The following is a 14,193-nucleotide window of genomic DNA, read 5'->3' as shown; positions in this document are numbered from 1 at the left end:
CGCGGCCCCTCCCGCGTGGGAGGGGCGCTGGGTTCCGCTCAGGGGAAGAGTTCCGCCTGCACGTAGGGCATGGAGGCGGTGATGTTCCGCTCCTGGCACCACGCGAGCAGCTTCCGGGCCTCGATGAGCTGCGGCGCGTTCTCGTGGTAGCCCATGGCCATGATGTGGCCCATCCAGGGCTCCCGGCCCATGGCGTAGATGTGGACCTGCTTGGGATTGATGCGCCGGACGATGTCGATGGCCCGCTCGGCGTTGGAGCCGTTGAGGCGACGGGACTGGTCCATCTTGCGCGGCAGCGGCGCGGGCAGCAGGGGGCCGTACATCCAACTGAGCGGGCCCCCCTCGGACTCCATGCCCAGGAAGAGCACGTCGATGTCGCCCACGGCGGCCTGGACGTGATCGTACAGGCGCGGCTCGAGCGCGTTGGAGTCCGCCGCCATCAGCATCGAGCGGCCCTTGAGCTGCACGAGGTGGGCGAGCTTCGCCTGGATGTTGAGGTCGGCGTGCTCGCCGATGAATGGGATGCCGGTGAGGGCTCCGTCCGGAATCGGCAGGGACTCCAGCTCGGCGAGTGCCACCACGTTGGGGAAGCCCACCGCCTTGAGCATCAGCTTGAGCGACGGGTCCGCCAGCGCGCCGCCGTTGCTCGCCGGCACGACGATGGTGCCGATGCGCTTGCGCAGCGGAATCAGCGTCTCGAGCATCAGGTGGTCCGCGTGGCCGTGGGTGATGAGGACGTAGTCGATCTTCTCCGGCAGGTCCGCGTGGGTGTAGCGCGGCAGATCGTTCGGGAAGTCATAGCTGACGACGGGATCCGTGAGGATGCTCACGTCGCGCGTCTCGATGAGCACGCAGGCGTGGCCAAAGTAGCGCACGCGCACGCCGTCTCCGTCGTAGCGCGGGGCCGGGGCGGGGGGCTTGTCGGTGAAGAAGGTGGAGAACAGCTCGGCGTCCTTGCCCTGGAGTCCGAGCGCGTCCCGCACGGGCTCGACCGGACCCGGGGTGTGCCGCAGGGCGAAGAGCGCGTCGAGGGCTTCGTGGCGGAAGGGCCGGTGGATGTGGAGCGTGTGGGGATCCGAGTCCAGCCGCGGCGTGCTGAACACGTACGGGCGGGCGTCTCCCTCCAGCAGGCGCAGGGACACGCTCTGCGAGGACTCCTTGAAGTGGGGGCCGCGGTACAGCAGGGACTCGAAGAAGCGCGCGGACGCCCGGTTGTTCAGGTCGTACGTCAGCTCCACGTAGCCCCGGAGGATGTCCGGGACCTTCTTGTACAGCTCCTCGAGGGAGAAGCCATTGGCCGTGGACAACAGCTTGTCCACCTCGCCGATCGCCTGGGCGAACTGGAGCGAATCGGCCTGCTCCTTGCGCGTGCGCTCCAGCAAGGCCTTCACCTCGCCCACGCGCTCGACGCCGTGGTGGATGTAGGGGCCACCGGCCAGCGCCGGGTTCTTCAGCGCGGCCACGTGGATGGCGGGGTTGGCGACGAACGACTCCAAAATCTTCACGTGGTTGGCCACGTAGAGCGGCGCGGTCGCGGGGGACAACAGGTACCACCACGCGTACCACTGGTTGTAGAGCGGCTCGAGGGCGACGTTCTGCTTGAGGTACCGCGGGGACGATGACATGCGATTCTCCGTCGGGCGCGGGTGCCCGGATGCGCCGCGATACTAAACCGTGAAATCGAGGTAAAGGGGCGGACATGCGCACGCGATCGAACCTCTGGCCCCGTTCTCGCCCCTGGCCCCATCTGGTGCTCTTGTCGATGGCCGTGGTCTTCACGGGCTGCCCGGACAAGAAGGAGCAGGAGTCACCGGCGTCCGGGACCGCCACCACCGCCGCTCCGCCTCGGCCTCCGGAGGAGCTTTTCTCCAGTCTTAAGTGTCGCAACTGCCACGGAGAGGGCTCCATGTTCGCCGCCGCCCTCGTCAACGCGCGGAGCAAGCCCGACGAGACGGTCGCCATGTGGATCCTCGATGCACAGAAGGTGCGACCTGGAACGGGGATGCCCAGCTTCGTGGGCCTCATGTCCACGCAGGAAGCGCTCTCGCTGGCTCGCTGGATCAAGGCGGGCAACCCGGTGGCGGCCCCCGCGGAGCCTTGAGCGGGTAGCGGCGTACGTCGGATCGAAAACGAGTGTTCGGGGGACTCGGGGACGGAAACTTCTGCCAGTATCGCGGCGCGTCAACGGCGAGCGTGGGAAAGGCGGAGGCGATGTCGTCCGAGAGGAAGTTGTCGGAGGGGGCGGTTCTCGTGAAACCCCGGTTGCGAGGGGTTCTGCACCATGGCGCCGCGCAGGTGGCCTTCGGCGCGGGAGTGGTCCTGGTGATCTTCTCTCCGTCGGCGCGCGCGGCCTGGGCCTCGGCCATCTATGCCGCGAGCACGGTCATCCTCTTCGGCGTGAGCGCGGCCTATCACCGTCCGACCTGGCAGCCGCGACAACGTGCCCTGATGCGGCGGCTGGATCATGCCTCCATCTCGCTGCTCATCGCGGGCACCTATACGCCCATGTGCCTGCTCGCCTTGCCGCACCCGGTGGGCAATTCGCTGCTCTGGGCCATCTGGGGCACGGCCTCGCTCGGCATGCTCCAGGCCCTCTTCTGGGCTCATGCGCCCAAGTGGGTGAGCGCGCTGGTGTACCTGTTGGTGGGCTGGACCATCGTTCCCTATTTCGGCGATGTGCGCGCCGCGCTCTCCGTCGGACAGCTCGCGCTGCTCTTCGGCGGCGGCGTGCTCTACAGCGCCGGGGCCATCATCTATGCCCTGCGCCGCCCCAACCCCGTGCCCGCGGTGTTCGGCTACCACGAGGTCTTCCACGCGCTGACGCTCGCCGCCTGCGCGCTGCACTTCGTCCTGGTGCTGAGCTTCGTGCGCGGCGTCTCCGGGTGAGGCGTGTTCAGTCAACCTCCATCCGGGGCAAGGCGGGGTGGCGGTTGCTCCATCGGGCCTTGGCTCCCTGGAGGGAAGGGCCGTGATGGATCGTTCCAGGCCTCATCCAAGAGGGGTGCGACTCCGGGCTCGGCCTGGACCTTCTGGGAGCCCGCATCAGGAGATCCCTCGTCGACGACCCCATCCGGTTCTCCATCTCGGATGCGCCGGAGGATTCGGCCATCGTTGGCAATCGCATACTTCGCACCTGAGTCCAGAGCGGGGTAGGTGCGGCCACAGGAGGCGGGATTCTCTTGGATGTAGACGAAGATGATCTCCGCTTGGCGGATGACTCGGTAGCTGTGCGCCTCTGGTTTGTCTCGGCACGAGACCTCTTCACCTGGAGGCAGGAAGTCGTGGGTCGCCACCATGAGCGCGCGGAGCATGTCGCCGTCTAGCTCGTAGAGCGCTCCTTGCTGACCTACACTCAGGACGTTCTTCCAGGGAGGTGAAGGGAAAACAACCGACAGGTCTTCCGGAGGCGGTGGAGTTCGTTCACGCTCAGTGCCTCGCAAGCATGTTGGGAAGGCCAGGGCGAGAACGAGTGGCATGTATTTCATCGGCATGGGGCGTGCTCACGGCAATCTCTACGACTTGGAGTTCGCTACCTTGGCTTGTCGATACGGTAGTTGTTTTCATCGACCCATGTCACCACTCCCAGGCTGTCTTTGATGGTAAGTGCCCGAAAGCAGGGGGCTTTCCACGCGCGTGAACGGCTTGTTGCTTTTAGTCATCGAAAATGTCATGCTTGTCCTGGCAAAGCCGTACTCCAAAGCTTGGAAAGGAACTCTGTGAGCGATAAGATCAAGGGCTCGTCAGTGGTTGCTGGGATCGGTACTGCAGCCACGGCAGCTACCGCCGCCTCTACTGCCTCAACCGTCGTAGGCGCTTCTGCGGCAACTATCATGTCTGCTACTGCTGGTACCACAGGGGCCGCCCTCGCAGCTAGTGCTGGCGTGACTGGCACAGCGGGTGGCGCTGCCATCGCGTCCGGGATGGCATCTATTGGAAGCTTCGTTGGGGGAGGGATGGCCGCAGGTGCCATTATTACTGCTGCGGCTCCCGTAGCCGCATTGGCCGCTATTGGCTATGGACTTTTCAAATGGTTGGAAGACTGAGATGATTAAGATGTAGAGCGCGCGTGTAGTGGCTTGATCAGGCCGCCATGCCGATTGCCGGGAGTGAACGGAGCCGCTGGACGCCGACGGCTACTCCCCGCGCGCAGTGCCGAGCCTCAAGGTGCTGTGCGCCCGCCGATCTCCGGGAAGCGCTCGTAGGCACGCTTGAGCGCGTCCAGGTGCGCGGGGTCGTCCAGATCGAGTGGCTCATCGGTGAGCATGACAACCCACCCGCCCGTCGCGGTACGCCGTGAGCGTGAGAGCAGGTCTGCGTCTCGGTCAGGGTCCGGGAACCTGATGGCCTGAGCAGTCGCGGCCGACCAGTAGTTCAGCCATCCCAGGTAATGTGGAATCTCAGGTGCGGGGATGTCCCGTGGGAGTTTGAGCGAGGGCAGACCCTTCGGCGGGACATGATGCTTATCCCCCGGATGGCGAAACTGCTGCGCCATGGTCACGGCAACACCCTCTGGCAGCACGCGCCCCCAAAACGCGCGAGCGCTCGCCCCTACGGCCTCCAGCACATCCGCAGCCGCCGCGATGCCAGATTCATCCAATGGCAGGTCCACATGGACTTCAAAATGCGGCGGGCTCCCCGCGGCAAGGCCATTCGGGTTCTCCCACCCGGCAACCGTCACGAGAGATGTTTCGTCATCGTTGCTGAGAAACGGAAGCCCTCCGTTTGTCCTGTTGGCTTCGATCCACGCATCGCGGTCACGCAATGCGATGAGATCTTCCTTTTCAGAACTCGTCCATTCCAGGCGCAATCCGGGCAGAGCGTGTTCCACCCCGTGGACAATGGCCAAAGGACGACGGTCGTGCCCAGTCAGTGCAGGTGCGTAGGCAATAAGAATGAGGGAGCATTGTGTGGCTGCCATTCTAGCACCAATTCATGACGACAACCTTGAGGGTGAGGTCGCGCTCAAGCAACGCGGCTTTGTGCGCGGCGCTTCGAACGCCAACGATAAAGTCATACCCACATTGAGCGGCGACTGTGCTTGTCGAAGTCATCCGTTTTGACCTCCCAGAGCGTGCGCGTTGCCAGTTGCAGCGCGTCGAAGTTCTTCCCGTTGACGAGCGCATCCCAGCCAGAAAAAGTGTTGTTCGGAACCCCGTCGGCGCACTTGTTGTGCAATTTATTACCGCCCAGGTGCTTCACCGAGAGGGGCTTGCACTCCGGGCGGCGCTCTCGCTCAGAGGTTTCGGCGTGCCGCCTCACCACAGTGGGACGCGGCCCTCCGGGACTGGGGGAGGGCGCATCACCGGAGCCGTGGACGGGGATATCCTCCCCGGGGAGGTCTACAGCTTGCCGCCAGGCAGCTTGCGGTACACACCCACCACGTGGCCGAGGATCATGGTCGAGCGGAAGTCCGCGCGGTTCACGTAGATGGGCTGCATGGTGGCGTTGGCCGGCTGGAAGCGGATGCGGTCGGCCTCGGGGTAGTAGCGCTTGACGGTGGCCTCGTCCTCGATGAGCGCCACCACGATGTCGCCCGGCTGCGCCTGGGCCGCCTTGCGCACGAAGAGGTAGTCCCCGTCGAAGATGCCGTCCTCGATCATCGACTGGCCCTTGACCCGGAGCGCGAACACTTCCTTGCCGTTGCCCCCGAGCAGGAAGCTGTCGATGCGCACCGAGTCCTCGGCGTTCTCCTGGGCGAGCAGGGGAGCGCCGGCCGCCACCTTGCCGAGCAGGGGCACTTCCACCATGCCCGATTCCTTCTTCACCCCGAGCCCCAGAAGCATCCGCGCCCGCTTGGTGGGCACCAGGGAGCGGCTCTGCTGCTCGCCCCGGTTGAGGTAGCCCTTGCGCTCGAGCGCCTTGAGGTGATCGTTCACCCCGTTGGTCGAGCGGATGTCCATCTCCTCGCCAATCTCCCGGATGGTCGGCGGGAAGCCGCGCGACTCCGTCTCCTTGACGATGAAGCCCAGGATTTCCCTCTGGCGTTCGGTCAACTCTTCCATATCCTGCTCCCTCGTCTGGTGGGCGTACCACCTGCGATACAGGCTTTCAGTACCGTCATGCTCCCTGAACATACGTATAGAGTCAATGCGTTCAAGCCCTGGACGGTTGGAAGGGCGGGCGCGCGGGGGGCGGACGGGAAGGGGGCATAGGGGCCCCCCGTGTCTGAGCGTAGACTGATCGCGTGTCCGAATCCCGACATACCTTGCTGTTGGTCGACGACGAGCCGGACGTCATCGACCTTCTCCAGCGCATGTTCCACAAGCGCTACCGCGTGCTGACGGCCTCCTCGGGCCCCCAGGCGCTGGAACTCCTGCGCCAGCACTCCGTGGACCTGCTCATCACGGATCAGCGCATGCCGGAGATGACGGGCATCGAGCTGGTGGCGGCCACGCGGGCCGAGGGCATCGACGTCACGGCCATCCTCCTCACCGGCTACACGGACCCCGAGGACATCATCGCGGCCATCAACCGCGGGCAGGTCTACCGCTACATCACCAAGCCCTGGGACTTGAACGATCTGCTCATCACCGTGAAGAACGCGGTGGAGTACACGGTGCTGCGCCGGGACAAGGAGCGGCTGTTGCGCCAACTGCACCAGCGGGTGGAAGCGCTCGGGGTGCTCTATGAGGTGAGCCGGGGGAGCGCGGGCGAGCCGCTGGACTACGACGCCATCATCGATCGGGTGCTCACCGCGGTGGCGCGCGTGCTGCCGTATGACTGTGGCGCGGCGCTCATCGCGCTCGGGTGGGAGCGCACCGCCACCCTGCGCTTGCGCTGCCAGGGACTCACCGTGGGCGAGCAGGCCCTGCTGGGCGTCAAGGAGTCCATGCTGGGGGCCTGGAGCACGCGCTCGGGGCTGCTCCTGTCCGAGGAGCGTGTCAGCACCCACGTGGCGGGCACCCTGGCCCCGGATGACGTGGCGACGGTGCCCTGGGGCAGTCAGCTCACCGTCACCCTCGTGGCGCAGGGGCGCCCCGTGGGCCTCTTGTCTCTCTTCTCCCAGAAGCCCCAGGCCTACTCGGAGGAGGATGGTGCGCTGCTCGACACCCTGGCCAACCAGACGGCCGACGCCATCCAGTCCCTGCGCGCCTCGGAGGAGGCCTCGCGCCAGCGCATCGAGCGCATGGTGCAGTCCATGGCGGATGGCGTGCTGCTCACCGACGAGAAGAACGAGGTGGTGGTGCTCAACGCCGCCGCGCGCCGCCTGTTGCTGCTGGACACGGCGGCCCCCGCGCAGGAGGCGGGCCAGCGGCTGCGCGCGAAGCTCGGGTTCGATCCCTTCGAGCTGGTGCGGGGCTGGGAGGCGGGTGGGGCGCAGGTGCTGCGCGAGGAGCTGACGCTGGATGCGCGCACCATCCACACCACCGTCACTCCGGTGCACGACGCGCGGGGCGTGCTCCGGGGCGTGTGCGTGGTGCTTCGCGACGTGACGGAGCAGAAGCAGTTGGAGGAGCGCAAGGACGAGTTCGTCCACATGGTGAGCCACGAGCTGCGCACACCCCTCACCTCCATCTCCGGCTCGCTCGACCTGGTGCTCAACTTCCTCACCTCGGACATGAACGAGAAGCAGCGGCGCTACCTGACGCTCGCGCGCGACTCGACGGAGAAGCTCAACGCCATCGTGGATGATCTGCTGGACCTGGCGAAGTTCGCCAAGGGCCGGCTGCGGATGAACTTCGAGTGGACGTACGTGGACGAGCTGGTGCGCCGCGCGGTGGAGAAGTACGGCCCGGCCTTCCTCGAGCGGCGCATCAAGGTGTCCGCCGGGCTGCCGCAGCACGGCCAGCGCGCCCTGGCGGATCCCAACCGCCTCACCCAGGTGATCAACAACCTGCTCACCAACGCCGCCAAGTTCACGCCCGAGAACGGGCAGGTGCGCCTGGAGCTCAAGAGCACCTCGGCGGTGCCCGGCTACTTCGCGCTGACGTGCTGGAACAGCGGCGAGCCCATCGCCGAGGAGAACCTGGAGCGCATCTTCGACCGCTTCGAGCAGGCGCGCACCAAGGCCAACCGCACCGTGCGGGGCACGGGCCTGGGGCTCGCCATCTGCCGCAACCTCGTGGAGGCGCACTCGGGCCACATCTGGTGCGAGCCGTGCGACGATGGCGTGTGCTTCGTGGTGGTGCTCCCCGTGGAGGCCGTGGCCGAGCCGCCGCGGCCGGACGACGGCCTGGATCCCTTCGCCAAGCGCCCCGTCGAGCCCCGGGGGACGTTGATGCTCGTGGAGGCCGAGCCGGACATCGCCTACATCACCAAGGCGCTCCTGCGCTCGCGGGGCTATTCGGTGCGCGTGGTGCCTCATGCGGAGGCGGCCCTGTCGCTCGCGAGCTCCCAGCCGCCCCACGCCCTGCTGGTGGATGCCCGGCTGCCCGTCATCGATGGCCTGCGGCTCGCGGAGATGCTGCGCAAGGATGCCCGGACGCGCGCGCTGCCCGTGCTGCTCTTCTCCGCCTTCGACGAGCGTGCGCGCGCCTCCCGCGCCGGGGCGGATGCCTTCCTGTCCATGCCCCTGCAGGCCGACCGGCTCCTGGCCACCGTGGACGCGCTCGTGCGTGGGCGCATGGGACAGACCCAGGGCCGGGTGCTCCTGGTGGATGACGACGAGAAGGTGGCCGCGCTCTGCCTCGAGGTGCTGGTGAGCCTCGGGTATGAGGTGAGCGTGTCCACCACCCTGGCGCAGGCGAACCGCGCCCTGCGCGAGCACCGTCCCGACGTGTTGTTGCTCAACGCCCGCCTGCCCGATGGGGACGGCTACCAGTTCCTCGAGGAGCTCAAGGCCGAGCGCGCCAGTGGCTACATCTGCGTCCTCTTCCTGGCCTCCCACTCGGACACGGGCGCCAAGGTGCGGGCGTTGAAGCTCGGCGCGGACGACGTGCTCGCCAAGCCCTTCGACGCGCTGGAATTGGGCGCGCGCGTGGAGGCGGTGCTGCGGCGCAAGCAGCGCGAGCGGGGCGCGTCCCCCACCACCCAGCTGCCCGGCCCGGGCGCCATCGAGCGCGAGGTGCAGCGCCGCTTCGCCGAGCGCACCGCCTTCGCCTTCTGCTACCTCGACCTGGACAACCTCAAGGCCTACCAGGACTACTACGGCTACGTGAAGGCCGACGGCGTCATCCGCCAGACGGGAGACCTCTTGCGCGAGGTGATTGGCCGCGAGGGCCTGCCCGGCGACTTCCTCGGCCACGTGCAGGGCGACGACTTCGTCTTCGTCACCTCCGCCGAGAGCGTGGACCGGGTGTGCCAGCGCGCCCTGGAGGTCTTCGATCGCTTGATTCCCCTCTACTATGACAAGCAGGACCGGGAGCGGCGCTACATCGAGACGGTGGATCGCCACGGGGACAAGCGCCGCTTTCCCATCATGTGCGTGTCCGTGGTGGCGGTGCTCAGCACCAGCGTGGCCGGACAGGAGATCTCCGAGCTGGCGCGGTGGGCCGCGGACATGAAGAAGCGCGCCAAGGCCATCCAGGGCTCGGTCTACCTGCGCAGTGATCGCGAGCCCGCCTTCGTCCGGACGGCCGCGGGATGAGGCTCTATCAACAGCTCATCCTCTTCATGCTCGCCGCCACGGTGCTGCCGCTCGCGGCGGTGGGCTTCTCGCTCCTGTCGAAGGCCGAGACGGAGCTCACCCTGGGCATCGTGTCCGAGCAGCGCCTCGTCGCCGAGGCCACCGCCGAGAGCGTGTCCGGCGAGCTGATGAAGACCGTGGACGCGCTCGCCCGTTCGGCGGAGCTGTTCGACTGGGAGCGCATCTCCCCCGAGGAGTTCCGGGGTGGGTTGAAGCTGCTCTACGGGCAGGCACCTGCGGTGAGCGCGGTGTTGTGGCTCGACGCGCGGGGCGAGCCCCAGGGCGAGCCCGTCTTCCATGTCGAGGACGCGAGGGACCGCCACCCGAGCTTCGAGCCCGCCTCGGCGGCCGAGCTCGCCCGGGCCGTGCAGGTGCGGGCGCTGCGCCTGAGCCACAAGGGCGAGGCCGCCCTGGGCAACGTCTACGTGCACCGGCCCAGTGGGCAGACGGCGGTGGCCGTCGCGGTGAAGCTGGCCGATGGCGAGAGCGCTCCCTTCGTGCTCGCCGAGGTCGTCTTGTCGGACCTGGAGCCCCTGCTCGCGCGGCGCGCGGGGAAGCGGCCGGGGACATTGGATCTCGTGGAGTCTCCCGGTGGGCGCATCCTCGCCAGCTCCGTGCCCGAGCGCCGTCTGCGGCGCCTGGACGAGGCGATCGTCGCGTGGCTGTCGGCGGACCGGGCCCTGGCTCGCGACTTCCGGGTGGACGGACTCGCCCAGCGGGTGAGCACCGCGCGGGTGCCCAAGGTGCCCGGCTTCGAGGTGGTGGTGTCCGTGGACGAGGCCACCGCGCTGGCGCCGGTGCGCGCCATGCGCCACACGGTGCTCCTGTCCATCCTCGGCGCCTTCGGGGTGCTGCTCGCCCTGGGCGCGCTCTATACCCGCCGGCTCAACCGCCGCCTGGCCCAGGTGGTGGCCGGAGCCCAGGCCTATGGCCGGGGAGAGCTGCACCAGCGCGTCCACGTGGGCGGTGATGACGAGCTGAGCGAGCTGGCCTCCACCTTCAACCAGATGGGGGGCGAGCTGGAGAGCGCCCAGGCCCGGCTGTTGCGCTGGAACGATGATCTCAAGGTGCGCGTGGACGAGGCCACCCGCGATCTGAAGATGGCCCAGGCCCAGCTGCTCGAGGCGCAGAAGCTCGCGGCGGTGGGGCAGCTCGGCGCCGGCGTGGCGCATGAAATCAACAACCCCCTGGCGGGCATCCTCGGCAACACCCAGCTCCTGCTGCTCGAGCGCGACGAGAAGGATCCCGACTTCGACACCCTGCGGAAGATCGAGCTGAGCGCCAAGCGCTGCAAGGACATCACCCAGAACCTGCTGCGCTTCTCCCAGCAGCGCTCCCGGCCCGAGCTGCGGCCGGTGGACCTGGGCGGCGTGCTGCGCGACGCGTTGTCCCTCACCCACAACCAGCTCCAGGCGGACGGCATCGTCCTGTCCACCGAGCTGGCGTCGCCCCCGGTGCGGGTGAAGGCGGATCCCGGGCACCTGTCCCAGGTGGTGCTGGCGCTGGTGTCCAACGCGCGCACCGCCATGATGAAGTCGCCCGAGCGGCGGCTCTCCCTGCGCACGGGAGAGCGGGACGGACAGGGCTTCTTCGAGGTGGAGGACTCGGGCAAGGGCATCGCCCCCGAGCACCGGGCGCGCGTCTTCGAGCCCTTCTTCACCACCAAGGACGTCTGGAGCAACGTGGGCCTGGGCCTGTCCGTCGCCTGGCGGGTGGTCAGCGAGGCGGGTGGCACCATCGACCTGCGCACGGAGGTGGGGCGGGGCACCTGTTTCACGGTGTGGTTGCCAAAGGCGTGAGGCCGGGACGCGCGCCTGAGGTACCTTGGGCGGCGTATGGACGGTTCTTCCTCCCGCCGCCGCGCGCCCTTCCTGATCGGACTCGTCGCCATCCTGCTGGCGCTGCCGTTGGGCTATTTCCTCTTCCTCGAGCCGCCCGCGGCGACGACGCCGCCACCGCCGCCGCCCGTGCCCGAGGTGCGCCCGGACGTGCCCGCCGCCGTCCCGGTCCAACCGGTGGCGAAGCGGCTGGCGGAACTGCGCCTGGAGGAGGTGCGCGGCACGGTGGAGGTGCGCCGGGGCGGGGGCGAGTGGCGGGGCGCCAGCGTCGGTGAGGCGCTTCGGGCCTCGGACACGGTGCGCACCCTGGATGGCGCCTACGCGGTGCTCATCGGCGGCGAGGCCGTGGAGATCCGCATGGAGCCCGGCACCGAGGTGTCCGTGGCGGAGCTCACCGATTCGCTCTCGCGCCTGTTGCTCGGCAACGGCATGACCACGGTGAGCGTGAAGTCCGGCGCCCACCACACCCTGGAGATGGGCGCCGTGGGCAGCGACGCGGTGGCGCGCAGCGAGGGCGGCCGTTTCACCGTGAGCAACAACGGCGCGGGCACCGTGGCCCTCGCCTCGCTCGAGGGCGAGACGTCGCTGTCGGGCCAGCGCAAGGTCGTCATCGTCCGCGCGGGTCAGCAATCCATCGTCCGCCCGGGCCAGGGTCCGTCGGACCCCACCTCCATTCCTCCCAGCCTCCTGCTCAAGGTGAACTGGCCCCATCGCCCTCGCCGTCAGGCGCTCGTCACCGGGCAGACGGAGCCTGGCAGCCGCGTCATCATCGACGGCAAGAGCGTCGAGCCCGACGACCAGGGCCGCTTCTCGGCCACCGTCTCCCTCAAGGAAGGCGCCAACCACGTGCGCGTGGACGCCCGCTCCGTGGGTGGACGCAATCAAGAGGAACAACGCGACCTCACCGTGGACACCACACCTCCCAAGGGAGTCACCGTGGACCCGGGACTGTGGAAATGACCCAGGTCTAACGCCTTCCAGAAGCAGGCGTTCTGACGAGCGGTCGGTGCTTGCTTGCCAGGCCTCCATCTTGCAACGAAGGGCCCCCCTGTCCCGGGAAGGGGACGATCCCGGGCGTGGGTCTTGGGGCGCGACGCCGTGACATCCGCGAGGGTGTTGGCCGAGGCCGCCAGGGAGTGGGTGGCGGGGGTGATTGGAGGGGGCTGATCACGGATTGACCTGATTCCGGGGACGAACCCAACCCCCCTGATGTGAGTCGGAGGTCAATCAAGATGCCGCGAATGTTCGCCCCCCTGATGTGCTTGTTTCCCGTGCTGGCGCTGGGCCAGACGGAGGGAGGCACCCTGGTGGGAACCTCCCTGGTCGTCAACAACGGCCCGGGAGATCAAACGGATCCCCACGTGAGCGGAGTCCGGGTCGTCTACACGCACCAGGCCTCGCGCAGTAGCAGTGAGATTCACTTCCACGACCTGAGCACGGGCGTGGATCAGGCCATTGCCACCCAGGGTGGCTACGACTCGCTCGCCGACATCCAGGGCGATCAGGTGGTGTTCACCCGCACCACCTCCACCAACCTCGTCTACCGCTTCGATCTGACACGGCCGGGAAGCTACGCCACGGAGCTCGCCCCCCGGAGCAACGTGGACCGCCGCGTGCCCTCGGTGGGAGGCCATACCGTGGCCTGGCAGGAGCTGGGCTACACCGCCGCGGGGGGGCCGGCGGAGATCTTCCTCTACCACCAGGGGACGAATGAGCTCACCCGGCTCACCGAGGACACGAGCGTGGATCGCACGCCCGCCGTCAGCGAGGACGGACGCGCGGTGGTGTGGGTCAAGTGCGCCACCAGCTCGTCGGGATGTGACGTCTGGACGGCCCGTGAGACCGACACCGGCTACGAGACGAAGAAGCTCACCGGCTCCGAGGGAGAGGAGAGCGCGCCGGACACCAATGGGACGTTGGCGGTGTACGTGACGCGCTCCGAGGCCGACAGCGTGCTGGAGTCGGACATCGCCTGGAGCTCGTTGGACGGAGGCGAGACGCACCGGCTGTCCCTGCCGGGCACGGACAGCAACCCCAGCATCTCCGGCCCCCTCATCGCCTTCGAGCACCTGGACACGGCGAGCGAGACGCCCAACTACGACATCATGGTGTACGACCTGCGCACGCAACTGCTCTACCGGCTCACCCACACGCCCACGAGCGAGTCGCTCAGCGACATGAGCGTGGGGGCGGATGGCATCGTGCGGGTGGCGTGGGCGGAGCGCGGGGGGGGCGGCTACAACGTCCTCGCCTACACGTTCCGCCTGCCCCGGGACTGCACCGTGGCGCCGTCCCCACCCGACGCCGAGTCCGTGTGCGCTTCACCCGGAACGCGGCAGTTGCTGGGCGTGCTCCAGTCCCAGGCCGTCGAGGGCGAGCCCACGCCGGCCTCCTCGGAGATCTCCGGCCAGGGCACGGGCGTGCTGTGCGTGGACAACGGCTACCAGGGACCGCGCGCCACGTCGGGGTACGTCTGGCTCGGCGAGGGACTGGCGGTGACGGCGAATGAGTTCGGCGAGCACGTGGCGGGGATGGCGCTCCCCATGCCCCTTCAGGGCCGGCGCGTGCTGTCGGCCCTGGCCGAGGGGGAGGTGGGGGGCACCTTCCGCACGCGGCTCTACGGTCCCCTGATGTGCGATGTCGCGGCGCAGGACGCGTCCTTCGAGGCCACGGAGGTGCTTTATGGGCGTACCACCACCGTGGAAAGCGCGAGCCCCAGCCTCACGCCGGAGATGGACACCCCGTCCTTCGTGCCCAGGGGCTACGAGGGACTATTGCCCTCGCCCTGAT

General features: G+C 68.0%; 9 protein-coding genes and 1 pseudogene. 6 read left to right on the top strand and 4 right to left on the bottom strand.

Annotated features, from left to right (window positions below; genetic code table 11):
* Positions 1-38 precede the first annotated feature (38 nt).
* On the bottom strand, positions 39-1,625 hold the full coding sequence (locus MEBOL_RS39795) for an MBL fold metallo-hydrolase (protein WP_095982294.1): 1,587 nt from the start codon (positions 1,623-1,625) through the stop codon (positions 39-41).
* Positions 1,626-1,699: 74 nt separating this feature from the next.
* On the opposite strand from MEBOL_RS39795, the gene MEBOL_RS39790 reads away from it, so the two are divergent.
* On the top strand, positions 1,700-2,101 hold the full coding sequence (locus MEBOL_RS39790; RefSeq protein WP_095982293.1) for a c-type cytochrome: 402 nt from the start codon (positions 1,700-1,702) through the stop codon (positions 2,099-2,101).
* A gap of 110 nt (positions 2,102-2,211) precedes the next feature.
* Positions 2,212-2,886 (top strand): PAQR family membrane homeostasis protein TrhA, encoded by a 675-nt coding sequence (gene trhA, locus MEBOL_RS39785; protein ID WP_095982292.1) that lies wholly within the window; start codon positions 2,212-2,214, stop codon positions 2,884-2,886.
* A 1,273-nt stretch (positions 2,887-4,159) separates the two neighbouring features.
* On the opposite strand, the gene MEBOL_RS39770 is transcribed toward trhA, so the two are convergent.
* The 3 genes and pseudogenes from MEBOL_RS39770 to lexA form a co-directional block, all read right to left on the bottom strand.
* Positions 4,160-4,918 carry a DUF5953 family protein gene (locus tag MEBOL_RS39770; protein ID WP_095982290.1) on the bottom strand — a complete coding sequence of 253 codons (759 nt, stop codon included), beginning with the start codon at positions 4,916-4,918 and terminating at the stop codon, positions 4,160-4,162.
* 1 nt (position 4,919) lies between these two features.
* Positions 4,920-5,199 (bottom strand): annotated as a pseudogene (locus MEBOL_RS43485) (DUF6310 domain-containing protein).
* A gap of 140 nt (positions 5,200-5,339) precedes the next feature.
* Positions 5,340-6,002, bottom strand: coding sequence for a transcriptional repressor LexA (lexA, locus tag MEBOL_RS39760; RefSeq protein WP_095982289.1), 663 nt, complete (start codon positions 6,000-6,002; stop codon positions 5,340-5,342).
* A 182-nt stretch (positions 6,003-6,184) separates the two neighbouring features.
* On the opposite strand from lexA, the gene MEBOL_RS39755 reads away from it, so the two are divergent.
* The 4 genes from MEBOL_RS39755 (at position 6,185) to MEBOL_RS39740 (ending at position 14,192) form a co-directional block, all read left to right on the top strand.
* Positions 6,185-9,526, top strand: a complete 3,342-nt coding sequence (locus MEBOL_RS39755; RefSeq protein ID WP_095982288.1) for a response regulator — start codon at positions 6,185-6,187, stop codon at positions 9,524-9,526.
* Positions 9,523-11,364, top strand: a complete 1,842-nt coding sequence (locus MEBOL_RS39750) for a sensor histidine kinase (RefSeq protein WP_095982287.1) — start codon at positions 9,523-9,525, stop codon at positions 11,362-11,364. The genes MEBOL_RS39755 and MEBOL_RS39750 overlap by 4 nt, the downstream gene beginning before the upstream one ends.
* Before the next feature lie 36 nt (positions 11,365-11,400).
* The gene (locus tag MEBOL_RS39745) at positions 11,401-12,363 is read left to right on the top strand and encodes a FecR family protein (protein ID WP_095982286.1); all 963 of its coding nucleotides are present in this window, start codon (positions 11,401-11,403) and stop codon (positions 12,361-12,363) included.
* A gap of 281 nt (positions 12,364-12,644) precedes the next feature.
* Positions 12,645-14,192 carry a TolB family protein gene (locus MEBOL_RS39740; RefSeq protein WP_095982285.1) on the top strand — a complete coding sequence of 516 codons (1,548 nt, stop codon included), beginning with the start codon at positions 12,645-12,647 and terminating at the stop codon, positions 14,190-14,192.
* The last annotated feature ends 1 nt before the right edge of the window (position 14,193 follow it).

The organism is Melittangium boletus DSM 14713, assembly GCF_002305855.1.
Lineage (GTDB): Bacteria > Myxococcota > Myxococcia > Myxococcales > Myxococcaceae > Cystobacter > Cystobacter boletus.
This window is presented reverse-complemented; position numbering and strand designations above follow the sequence as displayed.